Source organism: Vreelandella zhanjiangensis DSM 21076 (assembly GCF_000377665.1).
In the GTDB taxonomy this organism is placed as follows: Bacteria; Pseudomonadota; Gammaproteobacteria; order Pseudomonadales; family Halomonadaceae; genus Vreelandella; species Vreelandella zhanjiangensis.
The window spans coordinates 167,890-192,613 of record NZ_KB898652.1 but is presented as its reverse complement, the minus strand read 5'-3'; the positions used below and the strand labels follow the sequence as shown (position 1 = coordinate 192,613).

24 protein-coding genes are annotated in these 24,724 nt (G+C 53.5%); 15 read left to right on the top strand and 9 right to left on the bottom strand.

The features are described from left to right. Positions 1-16: 16 nt before the first annotated feature. The 6 genes from dapC to D467_RS20150 all read right to left on the bottom strand — a co-directional run bounded on the left by dapC (position 17) and on the right by D467_RS20150 (position 6,017). Entirely contained in the window at positions 17-1,213 is a 1,197-nt protein-coding gene (gene dapC, locus D467_RS0114615) for a succinyldiaminopimelate transaminase (RefSeq protein WP_018918277.1), read from the bottom strand. Positions 1,214-1,348: 135 nt separating this feature from the next. Beyond that, positions 1,349-2,398 carry a peptidoglycan-binding domain-containing protein gene (locus D467_RS0114610; protein ID WP_081621244.1) on the bottom strand — a complete coding sequence of 350 codons (1,050 nt, stop codon included), beginning with the start codon at positions 2,396-2,398 and terminating at the stop codon, positions 1,349-1,351. Positions 2,399-2,504: 106 nt separating this feature from the next. Then, entirely contained in the window at positions 2,505-3,020 is a 516-nt protein-coding gene (locus D467_RS0114605) for a TadE/TadG family type IV pilus assembly protein (protein WP_018918275.1), read from the bottom strand. Beyond that, positions 3,010-5,190: a pilus assembly protein TadG-related protein gene (locus D467_RS0114600; protein ID WP_018918274.1), complete on the bottom strand. Its 2,181-nt coding sequence runs from the start codon at positions 5,188-5,190 to the stop codon at positions 3,010-3,012. The genes D467_RS0114605 and D467_RS0114600 overlap by 11 nt, the downstream gene beginning before the upstream one ends. Before the next feature lie 50 nt (positions 5,191-5,240). After that, positions 5,241-5,684, bottom strand: coding sequence for a TadE/TadG family type IV pilus assembly protein (locus D467_RS0114595; protein WP_018918273.1), 444 nt, complete (start codon positions 5,682-5,684; stop codon positions 5,241-5,243). A gap of 138 nt (positions 5,685-5,822) precedes the next feature. Continuing rightward, the gene (locus tag D467_RS20150; RefSeq protein WP_018918272.1) at positions 5,823-6,017 is read right to left on the bottom strand and encodes a Flp family type IVb pilin; all 195 of its coding nucleotides are present in this window, start codon (positions 6,015-6,017) and stop codon (positions 5,823-5,825) included. Positions 6,018-6,454: 437 nt separating this feature from the next. Between D467_RS20150 and cpaB the strand changes: the two genes are divergently transcribed. Genes cpaB through D467_RS0114550 form a run of 8 tightly spaced genes read left to right on the top strand, consistent with a single transcriptional unit; the run spans position 6,455 to position 14,047 of the window. Further along, positions 6,455-7,525, top strand: coding sequence for a Flp pilus assembly protein CpaB (gene cpaB, locus D467_RS19300; protein WP_155826504.1), 1,071 nt, complete (start codon positions 6,455-6,457; stop codon positions 7,523-7,525). A gap of 46 nt (positions 7,526-7,571) precedes the next feature. Continuing rightward, positions 7,572-8,816, top strand: a complete 1,245-nt coding sequence (locus tag D467_RS0114580) for a type II and III secretion system protein family protein (RefSeq protein ID WP_040460537.1) — start codon at positions 7,572-7,574, stop codon at positions 8,814-8,816. An 18-nt stretch (positions 8,817-8,834) separates the two neighbouring features. Beyond that, positions 8,835-10,001 carry a CpaE/TadZ family protein gene (locus D467_RS0114575; RefSeq protein WP_018918269.1) on the top strand — a complete coding sequence of 389 codons (1,167 nt, stop codon included), beginning with the start codon at positions 8,835-8,837 and terminating at the stop codon, positions 9,999-10,001. Positions 10,002-10,010: 9 nt separating this feature from the next. Further along, positions 10,011-11,258, top strand: a complete 1,248-nt coding sequence (locus tag D467_RS0114570) for a TadA family conjugal transfer-associated ATPase (RefSeq protein WP_018918268.1) — start codon at positions 10,011-10,013, stop codon at positions 11,256-11,258. Continuing rightward, positions 11,255-12,139, top strand: a complete 885-nt coding sequence (locus D467_RS0114565) for a type II secretion system F family protein (protein WP_018918267.1) — start codon at positions 11,255-11,257, stop codon at positions 12,137-12,139. The genes D467_RS0114570 and D467_RS0114565 overlap by 4 nt, the downstream gene beginning before the upstream one ends. Before the next feature lies 1 nt (position 12,140). Further along, the gene (locus D467_RS0114560; RefSeq protein WP_018918266.1) at positions 12,141-13,028 is read left to right on the top strand and encodes a type II secretion system F family protein; all 888 of its coding nucleotides are present in this window, start codon (positions 12,141-12,143) and stop codon (positions 13,026-13,028) included. After that, entirely contained in the window at positions 13,028-13,693 is a 666-nt protein-coding gene (locus D467_RS0114555) for a tetratricopeptide repeat protein (protein ID WP_018918265.1), read from the top strand. Before D467_RS0114560 ends, D467_RS0114555 begins: the two co-directional genes overlap by 1 nt. Before the next feature lie 39 nt (positions 13,694-13,732). Further along, complete coding sequence (locus tag D467_RS0114550) at positions 13,733-14,047, top strand: DUF3613 domain-containing protein (protein ID WP_018918264.1); 315 nt, start codon at positions 13,733-13,735, stop codon at positions 14,045-14,047. A 29-nt stretch (positions 14,048-14,076) separates the two neighbouring features. Here the strand turns inward: D467_RS0114550 and D467_RS19590 are convergent, their stop codons facing one another. The 3 genes from D467_RS19590 to map are packed head-to-tail and all read right to left on the bottom strand — an operon-like array spanning position 14,077 to position 18,039. Continuing rightward, on the bottom strand, positions 14,077-14,550 hold the full coding sequence (locus D467_RS19590; protein WP_018918263.1) for a prepilin peptidase: 474 nt from the start codon (positions 14,548-14,550) through the stop codon (positions 14,077-14,079). A gap of 22 nt (positions 14,551-14,572) precedes the next feature. Then, positions 14,573-17,248 carry a [protein-PII] uridylyltransferase gene (locus D467_RS0114540; protein ID WP_018918262.1) on the bottom strand — a complete coding sequence of 892 codons (2,676 nt, stop codon included), beginning with the start codon at positions 17,246-17,248 and terminating at the stop codon, positions 14,573-14,575. Beyond that, complete coding sequence (gene map / locus D467_RS0114535) at positions 17,248-18,039, bottom strand: type I methionyl aminopeptidase (protein ID WP_018918261.1); 792 nt, start codon at positions 18,037-18,039, stop codon at positions 17,248-17,250. Before map ends, D467_RS0114540 begins: the two co-directional genes overlap by 1 nt. Positions 18,040-18,462: 423 nt before the next feature. Here map and rpsB point away from each other — a divergent pair, with 423 nt between their 5' ends. The 7 genes from rpsB (at position 18,463) to ispC (ending at position 24,642) form a co-directional block, all read left to right on the top strand. Next, positions 18,463-19,212 (top strand): 30S ribosomal protein S2, encoded by a 750-nt coding sequence (gene rpsB / locus D467_RS0114530; protein WP_018918260.1) that lies wholly within the window; start codon positions 18,463-18,465, stop codon positions 19,210-19,212. A gap of 219 nt (positions 19,213-19,431) precedes the next feature. Further along, entirely contained in the window at positions 19,432-20,301 is an 870-nt protein-coding gene (tsf, locus tag D467_RS0114525) for a translation elongation factor Ts (protein ID WP_018918259.1), read from the top strand. Positions 20,302-20,421: 120 nt separating this feature from the next. Beyond that, entirely contained in the window at positions 20,422-21,195 is a 774-nt protein-coding gene (gene pyrH / locus D467_RS0114520) for a UMP kinase (protein ID WP_018918258.1), read from the top strand. A gap of 4 nt (positions 21,196-21,199) precedes the next feature. Further along, on the top strand, positions 21,200-21,757 hold the full coding sequence (gene frr / locus D467_RS0114515) for a ribosome recycling factor (protein ID WP_018918257.1): 558 nt from the start codon (positions 21,200-21,202) through the stop codon (positions 21,755-21,757). Between the two features lie 89 nt (positions 21,758-21,846). Next, positions 21,847-22,635 carry a polyprenyl diphosphate synthase gene (uppS, locus tag D467_RS0114510; RefSeq protein ID WP_018918256.1) on the top strand — a complete coding sequence of 263 codons (789 nt, stop codon included), beginning with the start codon at positions 21,847-21,849 and terminating at the stop codon, positions 22,633-22,635. Then, positions 22,628-23,449 (top strand): phosphatidate cytidylyltransferase, encoded by an 822-nt coding sequence (locus tag D467_RS0114505; RefSeq protein WP_018918255.1) that lies wholly within the window; start codon positions 22,628-22,630, stop codon positions 23,447-23,449. Before uppS ends, D467_RS0114505 begins: the two co-directional genes overlap by 8 nt. Continuing rightward, on the top strand, positions 23,446-24,642 hold the full coding sequence (gene ispC / locus D467_RS0114500; protein ID WP_018918254.1) for a 1-deoxy-D-xylulose-5-phosphate reductoisomerase: 1,197 nt from the start codon (positions 23,446-23,448) through the stop codon (positions 24,640-24,642). The genes D467_RS0114505 and ispC overlap by 4 nt, the downstream gene beginning before the upstream one ends. The last annotated feature ends 82 nt before the right edge of the window (positions 24,643-24,724 follow it).

Here is a 24,724-nt window from a genome sequence, read left to right as displayed (position 1 = left end):
GCCGTAAAGATGTGAGTTAACCACGCTCAATCAGCTGACGGATACGCTGCGCGGCTTCAAGGGTCGGGGCAAGCTCGGCCACCAGGGCTAGGCGTAGGCGGCCCGCGCCTGGATTAATGCCCTGCGCGTCAGGGCGGCCCATTAAACTTCCAGGCAATACGCTTACGTTCTGCTCGGTAAAAAGCCGCTGGGTAAAGCCAATATCATCGCCACCCGGTACGGCAGGCCACAGGTAAAAGCTTGCCTCCGGCGTGGGGAAGTCCATTACCGGGGCTAGCGCATCGACCACAGCGCTAAATTTTTCACGGTAGGCATCGCGGTTGGCACGTACGTGCGCTTCATCCTGCCATGCCGCAATGGAGGCGTGCTGTACCGGTAACGACATGGCACAGCCGTGATAGGTGCGATAGCGCTTAAACGGCGCCAAAATAGCGGCGTCGCCCGCCACAAAGCCCGAACGCAGGCCCGGTAAGTTAGAGCGTTTCGACAGCGAATGAAATACCACGCAGCGGCGATAGTCATCGCGGCCAAGCTCTGCGCAGGCCTGTAAAAGCCCTGGCGGCGGCGTCTGTTCATCCAGATAAAGCTCGGAGTAACACTCATCCGAGGCGATGATAAAATCATGCTCATCGGCCAGCGCAATCAGCTGTTTGAACTCATCAATGGAAGTAACCGCGCCGGTGGGGTTACCGGGCGAGCAGATAAACACGATTTGCACATCACGCCAGTTGGCCGCGCTAAGCGTGGTGAAGTCCGGCCGAAAGCCGTTTTCAGCGGTGCAGTTTAAATAAACCGGCTCGCCACCGGCCAGAAGTGTTGCGCCTTCGTAAATCTGATAAAACGGATTGGGCACGACCACGTTGGCAGGGCGTGTACGGTCAAGCGCGGCCTGCACAAAGGCAAAAATGGCTTCGCGGGTGCCGTTCACGGGCAGTACTTGACGCTCAGCATCCAGCCCCGGCAGCTTAAACCGTTGAGTCGCCCACTGGGCCAGCGTTTCGCGCAGCGTCAGCAGGCCATTGGTGGCCGGGTAGCGGGCCATCTCCAGCTGATGGGCGACTAACGCCTCAAGCGCTTTCGGGTAAGGCGCATGCTGCGGTTCACCAATGGTCAGTGGGATGTGCGCCAACGTGGTAGGCGGCGTTAATTCGGCTTTGAGCGCGGCCAGCTTTTCAAACGGATAGGGGTGAAGAGCAGCGAGATCAGGGTTCATGGCGAGTCCGTTGATAGCGTGTCTGGCGTTGCTAGACGTTGTCGAGAAAAATAGAAGGCGCCAATTATAGGCAAGCCCCGGTGCAGGCTCAAATCCACCGGGGCTAATGCTTGGCTATTGGCGGGTAAGACCGCCTTAAGGCGCCTGAGTAGATAGGTTCTGGATAGACGAGTTCTGGATAGATAGATTCTTTAGGCTTTCAAGCGTTAGGCCCGCCTGGACTAACCCGCGGTGATTCTGAAAGGCGCTCAGCGCTTCCAGCGTCCGGGGTCCCATACGACCATCGACAGAGCCTGGATTAAAGCCATATTGACGCAGAGCCGTTTGAATCTGCTCGACTAGAATGGGCGTGATATCCGGATCGCATACTGCCTGGCGCATCTGCAGCTGAGGGGGGCCCTGGTAATCAATGCGCTCCAGCATGCGCACCTGCGCAGGTATGATCGATTGTGACGTGCGAGCGGGTGACACGATATCTTCCGTGGGTACCATCGCTTCATCGGCCTCGTTCCATACTTCAATGACGCGTGCCGGTTTGTCGATGACCTGTCGGGTTACCGTGGTGTACTCGGCGGGCTCAACCACCACACGTGTGGTTTCCGGTTGTACCATAACCTGGATGGAGACACGCTCTTCACGGGCCGGGTGTTCCTGCATGCAGAAACTCATACTGGTTGAGTTACCGCCTGCGCTACAGGATTCCAGCGAGCGTCGTCCTTCTTCCACGACCACCGTACGCTGCTGTTCTTCAAACACGGCGGGGACGACTTCAAAACGCTCAACCGGCGGGCGGGTCATCACGCGCTCTTCAACGGTACGGTACGTGGGCGGCTCTATTCGGTAAGTAAGCGTACCTTCGCGGGTTTCAACACGCTTGAACCCCTGGGCTATTTCCGCTGGCGTTACATCGATAGTCGCCTGCTGGTCTTTGATCTGGATCTCGACGGTATCGATTTTCGGGCGCGGATTGATGGCTCCGACCGCCCAGCACTGGCCCGGCTGTATTTGTGATAATGCTTCATCAATCGACGATGCATCGGCCGATGCGCTAACGCTTGCGATGCCCATGCCGAATGCCAGCCATGGGAATGGAGTCCGCAGCAAACGCTTCGCCGCACAACGTAAGATCAGCCGTTTGAGAGGGAAATGATGTTGTTCAGCCAGTGCAGCAGGAGTTGCGGTCATAGCGGTCGTTACCCGTTGCTTTCAATAGTATGCCCGTAGGTGCGCAAATGGTTGCCACCATATCATGTTCTTAGCCTAGGCGAAGGCGAATGAGCCACTTGTCGTGTTAAAAAGTCGTCATTGTATAGCCGCGAATCACCGACCTGCCATTTTCTTTAGGCAGGGGGGGAAGCTCAATATCGCCGAGTACAATTTGCGGCACGATAGAGTCATGGGTTTGAAGACAAACATATAGCCGGTAACGGGGTGTTCGGCCGGGCCGCGCATTGGCCTCCGTTTGCCAATAACCGTAGGAAGGCTGGCCGTTGTGTGAAGGAAGCGCAGCCCATGTGGTGCCGTCGCTGGGCGCAGGGCAGCTGTCTCGCCACTTTGCTGGCAGCCATCCGGCCGTTACTTGGTTGGTGACCTGCTGGCTAACCAGCTGGGCAAATTGAGTGGTGTTAACACTGGTGTCGACCCGCACCGCGGCGCGAGCGGCTTCGGCGGAGTAGTGCTGAAAACCCATGCGCACAACCACAGGAATACTAAACGCGATGATGCCGTACACCAGAGTAAAGAACAGCATAAAGATGGCAGCGAACTCAATGGCCACTGCCCCACGCTGCCTCTGCTTACTGAACAAGGGTGGGCACTCCACAGCTGATGGATTCGACGCGGACGTCGGTACGCCCTAATTCAAGGCCAAGCCCACCGTTAATCAGGTCGCTAAGTACTTTGCCAATGCTGTTTAATGGGATTCTAAGGAGATTACATATAACCCCGTTACAGCTAGCCGGGTTGCCTGTATCGGTACCACTGCCCGGGATAGTTATATCCAATCCACCTGGTTTACGTTGTAAAATTAAATTTAGGTTATCTCTTACACAATCGTTGTAACTACGAAAATTCGTTAAAGAACTTAGTAGACCGCCACAAGCCAGATATCCATTGCGGGTCGAGGGCAATAGGCCCGTTGCCAAAAGCCCACCTGTATTCGACATATCTTCAAAAGCAACAGAAAAATTAGCACTTACAGTGCTTGAGAGGCATATGCCAAGAAGATTGAAGCTACATTTATAGTTCTCTACAGTCCAATTGGTATTGGCTAGTTTAGGGAAGATCTGCCCACTTGAGCTCGTTCCGCCATTAAGTATAAAAGTAGCCGCTCTTGCGGGGTTATATCGGCCGTTACTATTTTTTGTCCCTTCAAGATAGTCAATGGCAACTTGGCGGATTATCTGAGCATTGTCCGAAGGTGCTGCGTTATTCAATAAATTAAGTAAGTTGCTATTTATATTGCTTAATAAACTGCCAATAGCTAGAGAATTAGCTGGCTGATAGGACCGCTCCTCACCAACGGTCATCTGAGTAAAGGTATGTGGCCCGCTTTTTAATCCATCGATAGCTACTTTGTTTGGGCCTACCAACGTAGCTCCTAACAAGGTAACAAAAGGAGTATTAAGGGTCAGAGCCGCGCAGCTCTCAGAACTTGTCCAAAGCGATGAACCTGGAATTTCACCAATGCAGGCGTTCAGAAGTGATGAAGTGATATCAATATCTACTGTGGGTATTTCCGTATCGCAATTGATCTTAGCCAGTTCGCCCACTGCGCTAGCTAAATCAATCGTCAATGGCAAATGTATTCGAGTGCTTATAAGGCGTGTAAGCGCACTAACTCCTGCTATCTTGTCCGAATCAATATCGATATAAAGTCTCGCTTGCCCTGTATGGGCTTTCACACCTGGATGATTAGTGGTTCTTGCAGAACCAATTGCCAGCTGCGCAGGTTCAGTAATACCGGTAGAAAGACTGAGACCGAGTAAATTAAGCCCGGGTACGGTAAGTGCTTTTTCCCCTGAGCCCGCGATGACTGCCAAACCCAGCAGCTCGCCTAGATCCAACTCAGTCTGTAATGCTGCACGTGTACCCTCACGACTACCGCTATTTAAACGAAGTAGGCCGTTATCACCTAACAAATCAACGTTGGCTAGGGTAGAGGAAGCAAGATTAGTTGAAAGGGCATTAAGTTGGGCTGCAAGCGTGCTATTACCCACAAGTTCTGCGCTTGCGCTAATAATCTCACTTACCTTTAAACCGCTAGCAGAAGCAATTGATGCTGGCGTGAGTACGCCCAAGTTATCGACGCTAACCTCAATTCCTAAGGCTTCTAAAAGCCCTGCGGGTGTAATGGACGTATTTAATGTCCCCCTCGGGCCAAGTAGTTCAAGCCCGGTTACGTTTGCGCCTACATTTTTCAGCAGTGACCCAAGTAATTTCTCGTTATCAAGGCTTAATAGGCGGTTACTTACAGAAAATGATGCTATAGGCTCATTGCGCTGAGCGGCGGCATCAGCACGCAGTATCACATTGCCGCTAAAAGCATCGCTAAGTAGCGATCCACCTTGAGCGATCAAACTAGCAGGCACTTCATGCGAGACATCTACGCGGAGCCCTGAACCGGCTGGGTTAAGTGCGACATTACGCAGGCCATCCTGGCTAGTGATATTGGCGCATCTAGTAACTAACGTTTTTTGCGCGTTGGGCGTAAACCCATGCAGCGAAGCGGATTCAGCAGCGAACTGTTCTGCTAAGCCTAACCGGCCTGCACAATAACCTCTGGGCAGGCGGGCAATCGCATCCAGCGCTGCCATATCGGCAATTTTTTGCAGGTTACGCTGTTCAAGATAAAGGCGGCCTGTATCAATCACCAAAGCTAATACAGTAATAAGTAGTACCAGCAAAAACGCGGTAAGGACGCTGACCACCCCCTGTTGCCGAGTAGAATCAAACGAGCCGTAACGTGAGTGGTGCATATTGGCCTACCTTTTAAAAACTAAGCATTAGCGGAAAAAGGTATTCAACGTTACGGCGCTACCTCACGGGTATGCAGGATAGCGAACCCCACAATCTGATCGGGAAGTGGTGGGAACTCCCAGCCCAATAGCCGGATGGGCGGCAGTATGCTGCTTGGGGAAGGATGACGTAAGCACACCTGCCATATGCCGCTTGCCTGCTCAATGTTCAGAAACTGGCTGTTGCCCTCACAAGGCTGTGCCCATTGCGAGGGCATCCAAGCCTCCTCAATTAGGGAAGCGACATACGTCTGAACTTCCGTGTCTGACGTATGCCGGTAGTGTTGCCACGCCAGTCCCTCTCTAAGCGTATCCGAAGCAAGCTGTTGATAGCTGGCACTCATTAATAGCGGCATGCTAAAGCCCGCAATGCCATAAAACAGCATTAATAGAATTATGAAGCTAAGCGCAAACTCTATGCTTGCGGCACCTTTCTGCAGCGATAAAGGTGACATGTGGATTGCCAATATCCGTAGTTTCTTAATAATTAGCCAGCTATCTGAAGGCTAGCTGGCTCGTCTCAATTTAAGACAGGTGTAGATTTTATTGAGCTTTAAGTAATAACTATTTTGAATTTAAATTAATAGTTAGATTCATTCAGGACCGCTAGGTAATGTGTTTGCTATAAAAGCAAAAAACTCATCAAGTCCACCGGCCAGAACTGCAACTCCGGCAATAAGTGCAACAGCAATTAAGCCAGCAATAATAGCGTACTCAATAGCAGAAGCACCTTTGGCATCATGATGAAGGGTTGCCATGTAGCTGTATAAAAAAGTAAAGATTTTCATATGGATAGCCCCCGGTATTGAAAGTAAGGTATGGATATAATGCTTTAGCCATGTCGGTGTTGAGCATCTTGCTATAATGATCATAGAACTATAAAAACCAATCCAGCTAGCTTAATTTAGTGAATTTTATTAATGAATAATGGCTAGATTTGTAAGCATATGAAAAGTAAGTAATCTTAGGTTTGTGTTGTTTTGTAATAGAAAGTTTCTAGTCGGATTTATTGTCTTAGTATGGCGAGGTTAAGATAAAGTCTCTAGTGGAAGTAACCAATTCAACGTTGTAGTGAGTATTAGATTTTTCAGATTAAGTGTTGTTAAGTTATTGCTTTTAAGTTAAATAGTTAGATATGGCGCTGGGAAGGGCAGGGTATTAGAAAAGACGCAGTAGTGCGCATCGTCTGTAGCATGCTTGAACACCACAATAAGGGGACGTGGTCTTGAACAGTCGAATGATGATGATTTTAGCAGGCGTATTAGTGGTGGTGGCGCTAGTGATTGGCTATTTGGGAATTTCAATTGGCATGAGAAATTCTGAGCCAGTGGCTGTCGAGCCCGAACCTGTGGATATCGATACGTCAACACCGACTGACGATGCTCTGGTGCCTGAAGAACAAGTTGAGCCTGCCAATGACGTTGAAGGCGTTGATGTTGACGATATCGCGCTGCGCCAGCCTGTCGTAGTCGTTGCCCAGAACCTACCTGCCTATCACTTTATACGCCAAGAAGACCTGCAAATTGAGCAGCTACGCCTTATGCCGCCTGGTAGTTTTAGCGACCCTAGCATATTGATAGGCCGTAGGGTGTGGCGTGAGTTGCCTGCCGGTAGTGTACTAACCGAGAACAGTTTTACCGCAGGCGGGCCTATTGCGCGCATGATTCGACCTGATGAAAGGGCGCTGGCTATTCAGTTCGACCAGCTAATGGGCGCAGGGGGGCACCTTGCGCCTGGAGATTATGTCGATGTACTGCTGTTCTTGCCCGAAGATGAAATTAATACGGATCGCACCGTGCAAGTGGCCGTACCGGCGCTTCGTGTGCTCAGTATCGGCAGTCAGTTAGGCCTGGATATAAGTGGTAGTCCTGTCAATCCGCCTGCAGCACCAGAAGACACATCGAACACGCCTAACCAAACCAATGCCGCTACCGCCGTGTTGGCCGTGCCTGAAGTGTTGCTAACGCGTTTTGCTTTGGCGGCAGAAGCCGGGAGGTTACGCCTGGCCGTACGTGCCGCCGAAGAGCACCGCCTTGAAAATTACTATGGCAATGCGGGATCCATTACCGACGAGCTGAATCAGCAGCTCTTTCAGTTTGAGAAGTTTGCGCTAAGCCAGGCCCCGCGTCCTCAGTCTGGCTTGGTAGAAAGTAGTTCGCGCAGGCAGGCCCAACCCCAAACCCAAACCCAAACCCAAACCTTCTATCCTGAACAGCCCTCAATGCAGCAGTCGGGACCACCTGCAGGTTCAGTGCCGGTAATCCGCGGCGCGGTGATTAGTTTGGAAGCACCCTAATATTTACTTTTATTACGCAATTTACAATTAGTAGAGGCGCCAGGGAATGATGCGATTAACTCGAATGCTAACCGGTATTATGCTGGGTGGCAGCGTGATAGTAGCGAGTAGTGTACTGGCCCCTGAGGCAAGCGCTCAGTCGATGTGTGAAGAGCTTGGACGCCTACCCCCGGCTTTGGAGCTAGCCCCTGGTATTCACCGTGAAGTGCAATTGCCTGTGGATATCGAACGTCTGGCGGTAGGCAATCCAGGGGTTGCCGACGTGCAATTAACCTCTAGCCGCGCCTTTTTGATATCAACGGCTGATCAGGGAGCAACCAATATTACGGTGTGGACTCGCTGCGCCGAGCAGCCAACCGAAATCATGCTCATGGTCATGGGCCAGGCCAGCCGTTCGCTTAATAGCTTTTCCTCCCACACTTCCAACGTGCCGGCTCAGGTACAGACCGATATTCGTTTTGTTGAGGTAAACCGTACGCGTCTGCAGGATATCGGTGTGTCGCTGTTCGGCAGCTCTAACAACAATCTATTTGCTTCCCCTGGCGTGGGGCCTGGCTCAGTGGGGGTGGGCAACATTGGTAGCCTTACGCCGGGCGCAAATGTGCCGCTTTCAAGCAGTGGTTTTAACTTGGTGGTAGGCGGCGGGAGTAGTCGGGTAATGGCCGCAATAAGTGCGCTGGAAACCAGCGGTTTCGCCTATACCTTAGCGCGGCCCAGCCTGGTGGCACTGAGCGGGCAAAGCGCGAGCTTTCTGGCCGGGGGGGAGTTTCCCATTCCTGTGCCCAGTTCAGGAAGCGATAGCGTATCGATTGAATATAAAGAGTTTGGGGTGCGTTTAACGCTTACCCCCACGGTGATTGATGAGCGACGGATTACGCTTAAAGTGGCGCCTGAAGTGAGTGAACTTGATTTTGTTAACGGTATTACCATCGAGGGCACAACAGTGCCTGCGTTGTCCGTGCGCCGTTCAGATACCAGCGTTTCACTGGCAAGTGGCGAGAGCTTTATTATCAGCGGTTTAATCAGTAATAGCCGCAGCGCCCAGGTCAATCAGCTGCCGGGGCTGGGCAGCCTGCCGATTATTGGCGCGTTTTTCCGTAATAGCCAAACCCGCATTGAAGAGCGCGAGCTGCTGATGATCGTGACGCCTCACTTGGTTCAACCTATTGCAGCTGACGCCGTGTTGCCCTCGCTTCCCGGCGAGGAGCTACGCAACTACGACCCCAGCGTGCATGAGCTATTGTTGTTTGAGGATGGATCTTTTGACCGGGCGGCCGGGCTGTCACGTTAAGGCGCAAGGAGAGGTGTGATGCAAACGTTTCTGGTCACCGGTTGTTCTGATACTGATATTAGCTGGCTTGAATCGACCCTATCGGATCAGGGGCGTCTTGTCCCTGTGGGCAGCAAATTGGAAGCCATTCTCGGTTTAATCGATCAGATGCTGGTCAACATCATTTTTATTTGTGTGGATAGCCGAGGTTTCAACGAAGCGTTCTCGCTAATTGAAGGCTTGCATGAGTCGCGTCCTTATGTAGCGGTAGTGGCGATTGGCGATGGAACGGATAGCGAGCTTGTGCTGGGCGCCATGCGTTCAGGCGCCAAGGATTTTTTGACCGTTGGTCAACGTGGCAGCGAAGTACAAAGCCTTATTCGTCGTTTGGGGCGTAAACAGCCCCTAGCCAGCGCCATCGTCAATAGCCAGCGGGCACGGTTAGTCGCGTTTTATGGCACGGATGTCATACAAGACACTACGCTGATTGCAAGTCATGTCGCGCTCCAGCTGGCTCAAACGCAATCCCAGGTGTTGTTGATTGATATCGCCCCGGGGCAAGGCGAAGTCGAAGCCATACTAAGTTTAAAGTGTACGTTTGGGTTGGAAGACGCCATGCGGTCTGCTCAACGGCTTGATTCCGCCGTGATTGAAAACGCGTTCAGCAAGCATGAAAGTGGCTTATATGTGCTGCCGCTTTTGCAGGATGACCGCTATCCCGAAGCGTATAGCTATGCAGAAACTATTCTGTTACTCGGCGTACTGCGTCAGCACTTTTCCTGGGTGATTATCAATGCCTGTGGTCAGCCCGATAGTGGTTTTGTGCGTGCGATGATCGGCACGGCCGATCAGCTCCTTTGGTACCTGCATCAAAGCGTGCCCAGCAGTCGGCGTAACCTGCACTGCCTGCAGCGGTGGCGCTCGGAAGGCGTGGCCTTAAATAACGTAGGGCTGCTAGTGGATCGCTATACGGCACGGCTCGCACCTGAGTCATCGGTGCTCTCCGATATGTTTAGCGTGCCGCTGATCGCCACCCTACCTGGTCAGCCGCAGCAGCGTCTTAACAGCCTTAATCAAGGCGTTCCGCTTTATGAGCTGGCGCCTAAAGATGAGTTAACGCGTGGCTTACAGCAGCTCACCAACGAAATATTTCCTAAGCCTGCGATTGAAAAGCGTGTCGGGGTTTTAAAACGTCTATTCCGTTAAGGGGGATGTATGGAGCGTGGTGGCCTAATGCAGCTCAGCCATCTCAAGGAGCGTTTACACCGCTACTTGATAGATCAGCTGGGTGATGAAACTTCGAATTTAATCGAGGGGAGTCGCCCTGAGCTTAAGCGCTTTATTGCTTCCCATATTCAAGCGTTTACCCGGCAGCAGCAGCTGGCGATTTCCGGTTATGAGATAGATCGTTTAACCGAAGAAATGATCGATGAATTAACTGGGTTCGGGCCGCTGGAAGTGCTGTTAAGCGACCCAACCATTACCGAAATATTGGTCAACGGCAGTGCGCGAATTTTTATTGAGCGGCGCGGCGTGCTGTCGTTAAGCGATCTGCACTTTATCGATGACCACCATTTACAGCGCGTTATCCAGCGCATTATTGCCCCGTTAGGGCGGCGTCTGGATGAATCTTCGCCCATGGTGGATGCCCGCCTGCCGGATGGTAGTCGTATCAACGCGGTTATCCCGCCTATTGCCCTGGATGGCGCCTGCCTGTCGGTACGTAAATTTCGCAAGGATATGCTGCAAAGCCAGGAACTTATCGCCTCCGGCTCGCTTGATGCGGCGATTCTTTCGTTTCTGCAACATGCGGTACAGCGGCGCTGCAATATTGTTATTAGTGGTGGTACGGGTACCGGCAAAACCACCATGCTGAATCTTTTAAGCAGCATGATTGACCACCGTGAGCGACTGGTCACCATTGAGGACACTGCCGAGCTACAGCTTAAGCACGGCCATGTGGTGCGCTTGGAAACCCGCCCCCCGAATGCCGATGGGCATGGTGAAGTGGCCGCAAGAAGCCTGGTGCGTAACGCGCTGAGGATGCGCCCCGACCGCATTATTTTGGGTGAAACCCGCGGCGTTGAGGTGCTGGATGTGCTTTCTGCCATGAATACAGGGCATGAAGGATCCATGACGTCTATTCACGCCAATAGCGCAGCAGACTCGCTGCTGAGGATGGAAACCCTGGTGGGGTTATCGGGCGTTCCGGTACCTGAGAAAACCATGCGTCAGTCAATCTCGTCAGCGCTTGAAGTAATCATTCAACTGGTGCGTCTGCCCACAGGGCTTCGTTGTATCAGCGAGATTATTGAAATAGGTGAAATGAGCCAGGGTGAATACACGACCAACGTACTGTTTCGCTATGATCGCCTGCATAAAACGTTTATCCAGGAAAGCCATCAGGTGCTCAATGAAAAGCTAGTGGGAGCGCTGGAGACAGCTCAGGAAGCTCCCCCATGAGCGTTATATCGTACATATTGCTAGGGATGAGCGTTGCGTTTCTGTTGGCCGCGTTGTTAATGGCGTTGGCCAGCAAGCGACGCGCGGTTGATGAGCGCATTAATGAAAAGCTTAATCAGGACAGCGTACTGATCAATCCGCGGCAGCGAAAGAAAAGTGGCTTGTCGCTATGGCTGATGCAGGCGGGCATCCAACTGCCCACATGGCTGACGGTGCTATTAACCGGGTTGGCTTTACTCTTGTCGTTAATGCTGTTGCAAATAAGCTGGTTTATGCCGTTAGTGGCATTAGGCGGTATTGCATTGCTGGTTTATCTGGTGGGGCAATGGCGTGCCCAAAAGCGTCTGGATCGGATGATTGAGCAGATGCCCGGCTTTCTTGATCATATGGTTCGCAGTATTAAATCGGGCCGTACGATGGGCGATGCCATGCTGCTGGCGATGAAACGCAGTGCCGATCCCTTGCACTTGGCCATGACGCCGGTGCGTCGCGATGTCGAGCTGGGCGTGCCCATGGCTGAGGCGATCAATGAATTCGCTATGCTCTATAAGCGCGAGGAGTTTCATATTCTGGCCCTCGGGGTGCGAATCAATCAGCGCTATGGCGGTAACTCAGCGGATATGCTGAAAAACCTGATGCTGATGATTCGTGACCGCGAGCGCGCCAGCCGACAGCTAAGCGCGATGACCGGTGAAACCCGTATCAGTGCGTTTGTACTGGCGGGGCTGCCGCTAGGGTTAGGGGCTTATATTCTTATCAGTAACCCCGATTTTTTACTCAACATGTGGGAGTCATCGGCAGGAAAAATCATGCTGCTCTTATCGTTAGCGCTGCAGTTTACGGGATGCTTTGTCCTGTGGCGCATGCTGAAGAGTATTTGATATGTGGCTATTGATCTTAAGCGCCGTACTGCTTCTGGCCGCTGCTGTCCTTATTGTCTGGATACTTTTGAACCGCCAGCGTAATGCCGCAATCGTAACTCAGCGTATTGCGTCTCTGGGTGGTGTTGGGCTGGCGGCCAGTAACCGCCGCTCTCTGCTTGAGGGATTTGAACAGCTAGACGGCAAAATAGACGCAGAGCTTCCCAAGCTTTTAGAGCAGCTGGGTTGGCGCACTATCGAGCAGCGCGCGCGCTATTACGCCATACAAATTTGCGTTCCCTTGGCGGCTGCGGTCGTCGCTCTGGTGGGAAGTTCTCTTCTACGAGATGGCGGGCCATCCTATCTAACCGCCCTGGTATTCTTGGGCGTAGGATTTTTATTGCCCAAGCGCTGGCTACGACGTGCGGTGGCCAAGCGGCGCGCAAAAATAGCCGACGAAGTCTCCACGATGCTGCCCCTGCTGCGCATGTTGTTCGAAGTCGGCATGTCGGTCGAGCAGTCGCTGCGTGCACTCACTCAGGAAGGCCAGCATATTCTGCCGGAGCTTTCGATTGAGTTTAAGCGTGTGCTGACACGTGTGGATGTGGGGTTGGATCTTGCCAGTGAGCTGACCAACATGGCCGAGCGCTTGGAGATTGATCAGGTGACCGACTGCGTGGTAATTCTTGAGCAGCTGATTCGCCAAGGGGGCGGAGCAGTAGCATCGCTCATCTCGCTGAAAGAACTTTTCGATGATCGACGAACGACCAACCTGCAGGAAAAAGTCTCCAAACTGTCAGCCAAAATGTCGGGGGCCATGGTAGCCTTTCTGTTTCCTGCGCTGCTGATTATTTTGGCGGGGCCAGGTTTTATTGCCATTTTCGGTGCATTGTCAGGAATGAACCAATAATGAAGTACGCCAAAATTATGTTGTTAGGCGCAAGCCTTGTGCTAGCCGGGTGCGCGTCCACAGGGAATAACGCTTCTCGCCAAGCCAATCAGTGTGGCCCTCTCGAGCAAGAGCAGCAGTTAGCGATTCAGCTAGCCAGCGATATGGCCGACCAAGGGCGTTTACATGCCGCATTGGCCCACCTGGAGCAATTGCCGGAAACGCTTCCCGAAGTGCGCTTACGCAAAGCGATGATCTTGCGCAAACTGAACGATCCGCAGGCCACACCGCTTTATGAGTCACTGCTTAATAGCTGCGTATCGGCAGAGGCGTATCATGGGCTTGGCCAAATTGCTGCGATTAAAGGCGATTATGCACAGGCGCTGACCCAGATGCAGACAGCGGCCAATCTTTATCCTTCAAGCTTTACCATTCGTAACGACCTGGGGTTTGTTTATCTTCAGCGTAGAGAGCTTGATAAGGCGCAGTTTGAATTTATGACCGCGCTTGAATTAAGCCAAGATAATGCGCTGCCCCTGGAAAATCTGTTAACCCTGCTGATGTATCAAGGCAAGTGGCAGGAATCCAGCGCATTGCTGCGTGAAGGTCGGGCGACTTCTCAGCAGTATCAGCGGGCGGAAGCGCGTGCTCGCCAGCTGCAGTTGGAAGATGGCCAAGGCTTATAACAAGCCGTTTATAGGCGATAACTGAAAGGGAGTAACCCGATGGCTGGATATCGCTGGATTTGCCAGATAGCGCTAGGCGCTTTAATGACGGGCGCTTTGGCTGGGTGCGCACAGCACAGTGAACGGGATAGCGTGAACAGTGCGGCAGCGCAGCCGCGTATGCTGGCAAAAGGTGACACCGTGGCGGATTCATGGCTGCAGATCCAGCGAGAAGGCAGCCAGGCATCCACAAATCCTCAACGGCTCTCGGCACAAGAGCAGGAGTTGGCCAGCCAGCGGTGGCTGGATAGCTTTACTCACCCCATTCCCGATTTCTTTGAGCGCGATGAGGCCGGTGGGTTTGGCGAAGAGTAAGAGTGCTATGTAACGCTTTAGGCGGGTCTTTACCTGTTCAGCAGCAGCGCTAGCAAGTAAAGCGTGCCAAGCGCCAAAAAGATAAACGGCGCGTAGGCAAAATGTCCCTTTTGATTGCCTAACCCTGGGGCGTAGCGCTGAACCATGGCTACGCCTCTGCTAGGAAGAAGCGCCACGGTAATCGTCCAGAGCACCAGCAGTAGCGCAGCAATCGCAATCACTATTAGGGTGATCATGCCGCCTGTACTGAGACCAATAGCGACCATCAGTTTGACATCCCCCCCGCCGAGAATGCCCTTGATATGCCCCGGTATCGTTAGGGCTATCGCTATACCGGCGCCCGCCAGAGCGCTGGCAAGGGAGGCGCCTACCAAGCTTTGGGATGTCACCAGCAGCCAGATAACCGCTAATAGCAAAAAGGGATAAAGCAGGCGGTTATCAATATGTCGTTGGCGTAGGTCCTGGTAGGCGCATGCCAGCGCCCAGAGCAGCAGTAGCCACATCACGCGCGGGGGGGCGCCATGATCAAACTCCCAAGACCTCAATCAACCGCTCGCGCAGCTGCTGCTGACGCAAGGGGTCGGTTAGCGGCTCGCCCGATTTGGTGGTGATAAAGAAGACGTCCTCGACGCGCTCGCCCAAGGTGGCAATTTTAGCCGTCGATAGCGCGATGTCCTGCTCCATGAAAATACGCCCAACCCGGGCCAATAATCCCGGCCGGTCAGGGGCCGTGAGTTCCAGTAGCGTGCGCTCATTGGCCGGGTCCTGCTCGATCAACACTTCGGTGGGCACTTTAAAATGCTTTAGCTGGCGCGGCGTATGGCGGGTGACGATCTCTGGATAGTCGTCCGGGTCATCCAGCTCTTCGACCAGATGCTGGCGCATTTCTTCAATGCTGTCTGGGTCGCGGATGGGTTGGCCGTGGCTATCCAGCACAATAAACGTATTCAGCGTCCAGTTGTTATGCGAGGTGACGATACGCGCATCATGAATAGAAAGCCCCAACTGCTCCATCGCAGCGGCGGTGGCGGCAAACAGGTCGTCGACCGAGCGGGTATGGATAAATACTTTGGTTCCACCTTCCGCCATATCGATCGTCGGCGCGCTGATTAATACCAGCGGTAAGGGGGAGGCGTTGTGAGCCAAAATCCCCTGGGTCTGCCAGACGATTTCGCTGGGGGCGTACTGCAAGAAATAATCCTCGCCCAGTGATTCCCAAAGCGTATCAATTTGCGCGCGTCCAATTCCGATGGTTTTGAGCAATGAGCGGGCTTCGGAGCGCGTTTCCCGCACCCAGTCATCACGATCCGGCGGATTTTTAAGCCCACGCCGCAGGGCGCGTTTGGTTTCAGCATAAAGCTGGCGCAGAAGTGATGCCCGCCAGCCGTTCCACAGCGTCGGGTTGGTGGCGTTAATATCGGCAACCGTCAGTACGTAAAGGTACTCCAGACGCGCTTCATTACGGACAACCAGGGCAAAATCGCGAATAACGTCAGGGTCGCTGATATCGCGTTTCTGGGCGGTCATCGACATGAGCAAATGATGCTCGACCAGCCAACTGGCAAGCTTTGTATCGTGTGCCGAAAGGTGATGGTGCTGGCAGAAGTGTTCAACATCCCGGGCGCCAATCTCTGAATGATCGCCCCCCCGGCCCTTGCCGATATCGTGAAACAGACCCGCTATCCATAAGATATCCAGTCTGGGCAACTGGTTAATAAGGACCGCGGCCACGGGGAACTCATCCTTGGCGCTGGGTTTACGAAACCCGTGCAGGAATTTCAGTAGACGTAGGGTATGGGCATCCACCGTGTAGATATGAAACAGGTCGTGCTGCATCAGACCTACCGCGCGTCCGAATTCAGGCAGGTACTTACCCAGGATGCCGTAGCGGTTCATGCGTCGCAGTTGGCGCGGCACGTTACCAGGGGCGCGCAGGATTTCCATAAACAGCCGCTGATGAAGCGGGTCATCGCGGTAGTGGTCATCAATCTGATGGCGGTGGTCGCGGATAAGGCGGATGGTGTCCGCGCGCACGCCTTCAATTTCAGGGTGTCTAGCCATGAGCAGGAACAGCTCCAGCATGGCCTCCGGCTGCTCGCGAAACAGGCTGCGCGAGCGTGCTTGAATATAGCCGCCCTTGGTTTCAAAGCGCTCATTGAGCTGAATGGTTTCCAGCGCCTCTTTGCCGCGCAAGATCACTTCGTCGAAATGCTGAAGCAGCATATCGTTCAAACCGGCAAGCGCTGTCACGTGACGATAATAGCGCTTCATGAACTGCTCGACGGCTAAACGCTCGGGCGTGTCTTTAAAGCCAAACAGCTCGGCAATCGTGCGCTGATGGTCAAACAGCAGCCGATCTTCCGCGCGGTCGGTCAGCATATGCAGGGCATAGCGTACCTGCCATAAGAACGCCTGGCCCTGGCTTAAAATACGCAGCTCGGCATCGTTCATGAAGCCGTTAGCGACAATATCGGCGTACTGTTCTGTGCCGAAGTGGCGCTTGGCAATCCAGCCGATCATCTGAATATCACGCAGCCCGCCGGGCGAGCTTTTCAGGTTCGGCTCAAGATGGTACTCCGAGTTGTTATAGCGGTAGTGGCGGGTAATCTGCTCTTGCCACTTAGCTTCAAAGAAACGATCGGCAGGCCAGAGTTGCTCGGTGCTTAAGCGCTCGTGCATTGCTGCCCGCAACGACTCAGGCCCGGCGATCAGACGTGATTCGAGCAGGTTGGTAATGACGGTGACATCCGCCTTGGCTTCACGTTCGCAGTCATTTAACGAGCGTACGCTGTGGCCAATCTCCAAGCCGATATCCCATAAAAAGGTGATAAAAGCGCTTAGGGGTTCGCGGTAGGGGCTATCGTCATCCTGCTCAAGCAGCAGGAGCAGGTCGATATCCGAGTGAGGGTGAAGCTCGCCTCGGCCGTAACCCCCTACGGCGACCAGCGCTACGCCGTCATCTGGCCAGGCGTGCAAGCCCCAGGCGATGGCCAGCAGTTGGTCCAGGTACCAGGCTCGTCCGCGCACCAGATCGCGTATATCAGCCCCTGAACGAAACCGGTCGTCCAGCCGGGCCTGCAGTTCGCGGAGCGCCGTTTTAAACGGCGCAATAGGCGAGCGTGAGCCGGAAAGCTCCGTGCGAAAAGCCTCAAGGTCATACAGCGACGTGTCCGGTTCGAACCGGTAGTGGTGAAGGAGCATTAGCGATCTAAAAAGCTAAAGTCTTCATCGCTACGCGCGGTCAGAACTTCAACCCCTGTCTCGGTAACCAGCAAAGTGTGTTCCCATTGAGCCGACAGGCTCTTGTCTTTAGTGACGGCTGTCCAACCATCGCGCAGCACTTTGGTTTTGTAGCCGCCAACGTTAATCATGGGTTCGATGGTAAAGCACATGCCAGCTTCCAGAGTGATGTCAGCTTCAGGCGCGTAGCCATCGTAGTGCAGCACCTGAGGCTCTTCATGGAAACCCGCGCCAATACCGTGACCACAGAAGTCGCGAACCACAGAGTAGCCGTGCCCTTCGGCGTGCTTTTGAATCGCTTGGGCAAGCTCTGAAAGGCGCACGCCGGGTTTTACCAGGGCAATGCTTTTATACAGGCACTCCTGGGTGATCCGGCACAGGCGCTCGCCCTGAATGGTTTCGCCGATGATAAACATCATGCTGGAGTCGCCGTGATAACCATCCGGCGTCTTGACCGTGACATCCAGATTCATGATGTCGCCATTCTTGAGCTTTTTATTGAAATCTGGGAAGCCGTGGCAAACCACGTGATTCAAGGAAATACAGGTGGCGTGGGTATAACCGTGATAGTTGAGCGGGGCAGGCGTGGAGCCCAGTTCATTGACAATATATTCATGACACAGTCGGTCGATCTCGCCGGTGCTGACGCCCGCCTGTATGTGAGGCGTGATCATTTCAAACACGCTGACGGCTTGGCGCCCGGCTTCGCGCATTTTCTCGATTTCTGAAGGTGTCTTGATGGGAACGTTCATGAATTCTCGATATGGGTTCAGGCGGTAGTTAAGAATACAGTATTAAGAAACAACGGGATTAAGAAAAGTAGCCAGGAAACAGCGTTAAGCGACAATATTAAGTAAGCGTACTAAGTAACAGTCTTAAGTAACAAATAAAGATCGTAACACGAGCTGTGACTTCATCTTGGCAATGATCTATGGTATAAAGCCGCGCGCTTTCCTGCAATCGTCATTCCTAGCTTCTTTATCGCTAGTAGGCGATCATGGTCAGTCGAACGACCCGTTGCGCGTTCATTTTGGATGTGCGGCTAATATAGCAAGCCTTGAAAACACACATGCACCGACACATGGTCCCGGGTGCCGCTGGCAACGTTTTAACGTGGTCAATGGTCGGATCCATGGGGTGCGTGGAGGCCTAACCCGAGTTTCAGGAGTTTTACCATGTCTCACGTTAATATGCGTGACCTGCTGAAAGCAGGTGCTCACTTCGGTCACCAGACCAAATACTGGAATCCGAAGATGGGCAAGTTCATCTTCGGCGCGCGCAACAAGATTCACATCATCAACCTTGAGCACACTCTGCCGGCACTGAACGAAGCCGTTGATGTGGTCGAGAAGATGTCGGCATCCAACAACAAAATTTTGTTTGTTGGCACCAAGCGCAGCGCTAGCAAGATCATCAAAGAAGAAGCGAATCGCGTTAATCAGCCGTTCGTCAACCATCGCTGGTTGGGCGGCATGCTGACTAACTTCAAGACCATTCGTCAGTCCATCAAGCGTCTGCGCGAACTTGAAACCATGCGCGAAGACGGCACGTTCGACAAGCTGACCAAGAAAGAAGTCCTGATGGCAACTCGCGAGCAAGAGAAGCTCGAGCGTTCTATCGGTGGTATCAAGAACATGGGCGGCCTGCCGGACGCACTGTTCGTCATCGACGTTGACCACGAGCGCATCGCGATCAACGAAGCCAACAAGCTGGGTATCCCGGTTATTGGCGTGGTTGATACCAACTCTAACCCTGATGGCGTTGATTACGTTATCCCGGGTAACGATGACTCCATCCGCGCTATTCAGATCTACGTGAAAGCCATTGCTGACGCGTGTGGTCGTGCGAAAGAGGGTCGTCCGGATGAGTTCGTTGAAGTGACCGAAGAGGCTGCTTCTGCCGACACCGACGCTGCTGCCGAGTAAGGTGGCAGTAGATGCGGCGGGCAATTGAGCCGCATCGTGTTGAAGAGGGGGCCTATGCCCCCTTTTTCCCGCTTTGGATGAACATCCGGGTGGGCCGATTATGCCGGGCACCCGTTGCCGGCAAGCGACCTTCAAAGTGATACATGATGGTCATCTATCGTGTTTATACTCTGTAGGGCGTTTAACTCTCAGCTAGAACCATTTCCGAGGTGAATTCTCATGGCAGCTATCAGCGCCTCTCAGGTCAAGGAACTGCGCGAACGTACTGGTCTCGGCATGATGGAGTGTAAAAAAGCACTCACCGAAACCGACGGTGATATTGAAGTCGCGATCGAAAACCTGCGTAAAAATTCAGGCTTAAAAGCCGCGAAGAAAGCCGATCGTATTGCTGCAGAGGGTGTTGTTGTTACCCGTGTAGCAGAAGACGGTAGCTACGGCGTAATGGTTGAAATCAACTCCGAGACTGACTTTGTTGCGCGCGATGACAACTTCATTGCGTTCGCTGACAAAATCGCCGCCGCTTTCTTTGCCGCGAAAAGCGAAGATGTTGCTGCCGTTATGGCTGGCGACCTTGAAACTGCTCGCGAGCAGCTGGTTCAGAAAATCGGTGAGAACATCGGCGTACGTCGCGCGGTAGTTGTCAACGCCGTTGACGGTGGCCTGGTGGGCGAATACGTTCACGGTGGCCGCATTGGCGTTCTGACCGTGCTTACTGGCGGTACTGCAGAAGCGGCGAAAGATGTTGCTATGCACGTGGCAGCCATTAACCCCGCCGTTGCTCATCCGGCCGATATGCCGCAAGAGCAGTTGGATCAAGAGAAAGCCATCATCCTGGGTCAGCCGGACATGGCAGGCAAGCCCGAGCAGATTGCTGAGAAAATGGTTCAAGGCCGTCTGAAGAAGTATCTGGCGGAAAACAGCCTGACCGAGCAGCCGTTCGTTAAAGACCCGAACCAGACCGTTGCAGAGTTTGTTAAAGCAGCCGGTGGCGAAGTGGTTAGCTTCACGCGCTTTGAAGTGGGTGAAGGCATCGAGAAAGAAGAAGTCGACTTCGCTAAAGAAGTTATGGAACAGGCTGGCCGTCGTTAAGGTCAGATGTTTCAGTCAAAAGATGGCGTGCGCGAAAGCGCACGCCTTCGTGTATCCGGCCCCTGCTAAATAGGGGTTGCTTCGCCCACCTGTGTCTAGGTCTGCTTCAGGAGAGATGCCATGTCACGTGATGTTCAAGAGCCTACTGCGCTTGTTGTCCCCAACAAACTTGAGAAATCGAAATCGAAATACAAGCGTATTTTGCTGAAGCTTTCCGGCGAGGCGCTGATGGGAGAACACGATTTTGGTATTGACCCTAAAGTGTTGGATCGTATGGCATTAGAAATCGGCCAGCTGGTCGGTATCGGTGTGCAGGTCGGTATCGTGATTGGTGGTGGCAACCTGTTTCGGGGTGCAGCGCTAAGCGAGGCCGGTATGGATCGGGTCACAGGCGACCACATGGGAATGCTGGCAACGGTAATGAACGCGCTGGCCATGCGCGATGCATTGGAGCGTTCGAATATCCGTTCGCGGGTAATGTCGGCGATTCCCATGAGTGGTGTGGTAGAGCATTATGACCGCCGCACCGCCATCCGCTATTTAACGTCAGGAGATGTGGTGCTGTTCTCGGCAGGAACGGGTAATCCCTTCTTCACAACCGACTCGGCCGCCTGTTTGCGCGGTATCGAAGTCGATGTGGATGTAGTTATCAAGGCCACCAAAGTGGATGGGGTTTATAACAAGGACCCCTTGAAGCACTCTGATGCCGTAAAGTATGACCAGCTCTCCTACGATGACGCTCTGGATCAAAAACTGGGCGTTATGGATTTGACCGCCATCTGCCTGGTACGTGACCATGATATGCCGGTGCGGGTATTTGATATGAATAAGCCTGGTGCCCTGCTGAATCTGGTAGTAGGGGGCAAGGAAGGTACGCTGATAGATAGAGGGTAATGACGTGATCAACGATATTAAGAAAGACGCAGAATCTCGCATGAAAAAAAGCGTTGAAGCGCTGAACAGCAACTTCAACAAAATCCGTACCGGACGAGCACACCCGAGTATTCTGGATGCCGTGACCGTTGATTATTACGGTAGCCAAGTGCCGCTTAGCCAAGTGGCCTCGGTGAACGTTGAAGATGCGCGTACGTTGGCAGTGGCTCCGTGGGAGCAGGGCATGGTGCCTAAGGTTGAAAAGGCCATCATGACCTCTGACCTGGGTCTGAACCCGTCAAGCGCAGGCAACGTTATCCGTGTGCCGATGCCGATGCTGACTGAAGAAACCCGCAAGGGCTATATCAAGCAAGCGCGCTCTGAGGCTGAAAACGCCCGCGTTGCGGTTCGCAACGTACGTCGTGACGCCAACGGTGATTTTAAATCCCTGCTCAAGGATAAAGAAATTACCGAAGACGATCAGCGCCAGGGTGAAGATGAAATCCAGAAGCTGACCGATAAGTATATCGCCGAGATCGACAAGGCGCTGGCTGCCAAAGAACAGGACCTGATGCAGGTATAAAAAAACCTGTTTTTTAATTTAGTCGCGGGTAGCCTGGCTACCCGCTAGGCCTATGGCTTTATTATGACTGAGCTTTTGTGCGAGACCTCATGACGTCGCAGCTTCCTGAAGAACAGCCGGGCGATGCCAGTACGCCATCTCTGACCTGGGATGCAGCAATGCCGTCGCACGTCGCTATCATAATGGATGGCAATAACCGTTGGGCAAAGGCCCGCGGAATGTCGGGTGTGCGCGGCCATCGCGCAGGCGTAGAAGCCGTCAGGGCGGTGATCCAGCGTGCCGCCGAGCGGCAGGTGAAAACGCTTAGCCTGTTTGCCTTTTCGAGTGAAAACTGGAAGCGCCCCGCCGCAGAAGTTCATGCGCTGATGGAGCTTTTTTTGATGGCGCTTAAACGCGAAGTCAAAAAGCTTAACGAGCGTAATATTCGGCTGACAATTATTGGCGAGCAGCGTGGCTTTTCCCACGCTATTCAAAAATATATTCAGCGTGCCGAGGCGCTGACGGCGGATAACACCGGCATGCATCTGATTATTGCAGCCAACTACGGTGGGCAGTGGGATATTGCTCGGGCGGCACGTGAACTCGCAGAACAAGTGTCGGCAGGCGAGTTACAGCCTGAGGATATCGATGAAGCCCGCTTTGATGCAGCGATGGAGTGTCGTCATGTAACGCCCATTGATCTGTGTATTCGAACGAGTGGCGAGCAGCGCTTATCTAACTTTATGCTGTGGCAGCTTGCATATGCTGAGCTGTATTTCTCGCCCTTACTATGGCCAGATTTCGGTGCCGAGGCGCTGGACGTTGCGTTAAATGATTTTTGTCAGCGGCGCCGACGTTTTGGTATGACCGACGAACAAGTAGAGGCGCAAGGTGCTTAGACAGCGGATTATAACCGCAGCCTGGTTGGCGCCCGTGGTGCTGATTGGCCTGTTTGGCTTACAAGGAGGCGCATTTGCGCTTTTTACTGCTTTTATGGTGCTACTCGGTGCCTGGGAGTGGACAAATCTCGCCGGCATAAGTCGGCAGAGCCAGCGTATTCAGCTAGTTGCCGGTGCTGCGGTTTTAATGCTGATCATGTGGTTTGCGGGTGCCGCCTTGGCTGTCTGGCCGTTATGGTGTGCCGCGTTGGGTTGGTTGCTTAACCTCTACTGGGTCACGCATTACCCGGATAGAGGACATCAGTGGCAGGCAACGGGCAGGCGTCTTGCCATGGGTCTATGGGTGCTGATCCCTTGCTGGGTAGGGTTTAATATTCTGCGTGAAAGCGGTGCCGTGTGGCTGCTGTTTGTTCTGCTCCTGGTCTGGGCTGCCGATATTGGCGCCTATTTTGCTGGGCGCCAATGGGGTAAGCGCAAACTTGCCCCGCGTGTTAGTCCCGGCAAATCGTGGGAAGGCGTGATAGGCGGAATGGTAGCCACCACGCTGCTATCCATTGGTTTTGCGCTGTGGCAGTCGCTTGGGCTCGCAGGCGGCATTGCTCTGGTGCTTGTAACGGCGGTAGTCACGCTTACCTCGGTACTGGGCGATCTTCTGGAAAGCATGCTCAAGCGCTATCGGGATGTTAAAGACTCAAGCCAGCTGTTGCCTGGCCACGGCGGCGTATTGGATCGTATCGATAGCCTGACCGCCGCGATTCCGATATTTGCACTGCTGTATTTGCAAGTGCTTCAGGCCCAGGTGCTAGCATCATGAGTCAGGTCTCTTGCCAGCAGGTTACCGTGCTTGGCTCAACGGGCTCAATCGGGGTTAGCACGCTGGATGTGATTGCACGTCACCCCGACCGCTACCATGTTTATGCGCTAACGGCACATACCTCAAAAGAAGCGCTGCTTGACCAGTGCTTAGCTCACCGCCCCCAGGTTGCAGTGCTCGATCATCAAGCCGATGCAGACTGGCTGCGTCAGGCGCTCAATGATGCAGGGCAGTCAACCGAGGTATTAGCGGGACGTGAGGCACTATGTCAGGTTGCCCGTGAGCCGCGTGTGGACGTGGTGATGGCCGCCATCGTAGGCGCGGCAGGTTTGCTGCCTTCGCTTGCGGCGGTAGAAGCGGGCAAGCGGGTACTGTTAGCCAATAAGGAAGCGTTGATCATGAGCGGCGCGCTGTTTATGCAGGCCGTAGAACGCTCCGGGGCAACGTTGCTGCCTATCGATTCTGAACATAATGCTATCTACCAGTGTCTACCCAAGGAGCACCGCGGCGGGCTAGGGCATTACGGTGTCAGTCAGCTGCTGTTGACGGCGTCTGGAGGTCCTTTTCGTACCTGGAGCGCTGCGGATATCGCCAGCGCCACGCCCGATCAGGCCTGTGCCCATCCTAACTGGTCGATGGGACGTAAAATATCCGTCGATAGTGCCACCTTAATGAATAAAGGCCTTGAGCTGATTGAGGCTTGCTGGCTATTTGATGCCGCGCCGGAGCAAATTCAGGTAGTGGTTCATCCTCAGAGTGTGATTCACTCCATGGCAGCCTATGTCGATGGCTCGGTGATTGCGCAGTTAGGTAACCCGGACATGCGCACACCGATTGCCTATGGCCTGGCCTGGCCTGAACGTATTGAGGCGGGCGTGGAGACGTTGGATCTGTTTCAAATCGCCCGACTGGATTTTGAGACCGCGGATGAGGTTCGCTTTCCGTGCCTGCGTCTGGCCCGTGAGTCCATACAGAAAGGCGGCGCTGCGCCCGCCGTTCTTAATGCGGCCAACGAGATTGCGGTAGCGGCTTTTTTGGAAGAGAGAATTGCTTTCAACACCATTGCCGAGATAGTGGCGCATGTGCTGTCACTTCCCTACGACGGTGATGCCGACAGCATCGAGAACGTCCTGGCGGCTGATCAGTGGGCGCGTGAGCAGGCAGCCCAGCTCGTTGAGCAAAAATGGCGCTGAGATTAGGTAATAGCGGTACAGGGTAATAGAAAGATAAGTAGGTCGCTTAAGCATCAGCGGCTGGTAGGCATGGTGCTAAGGA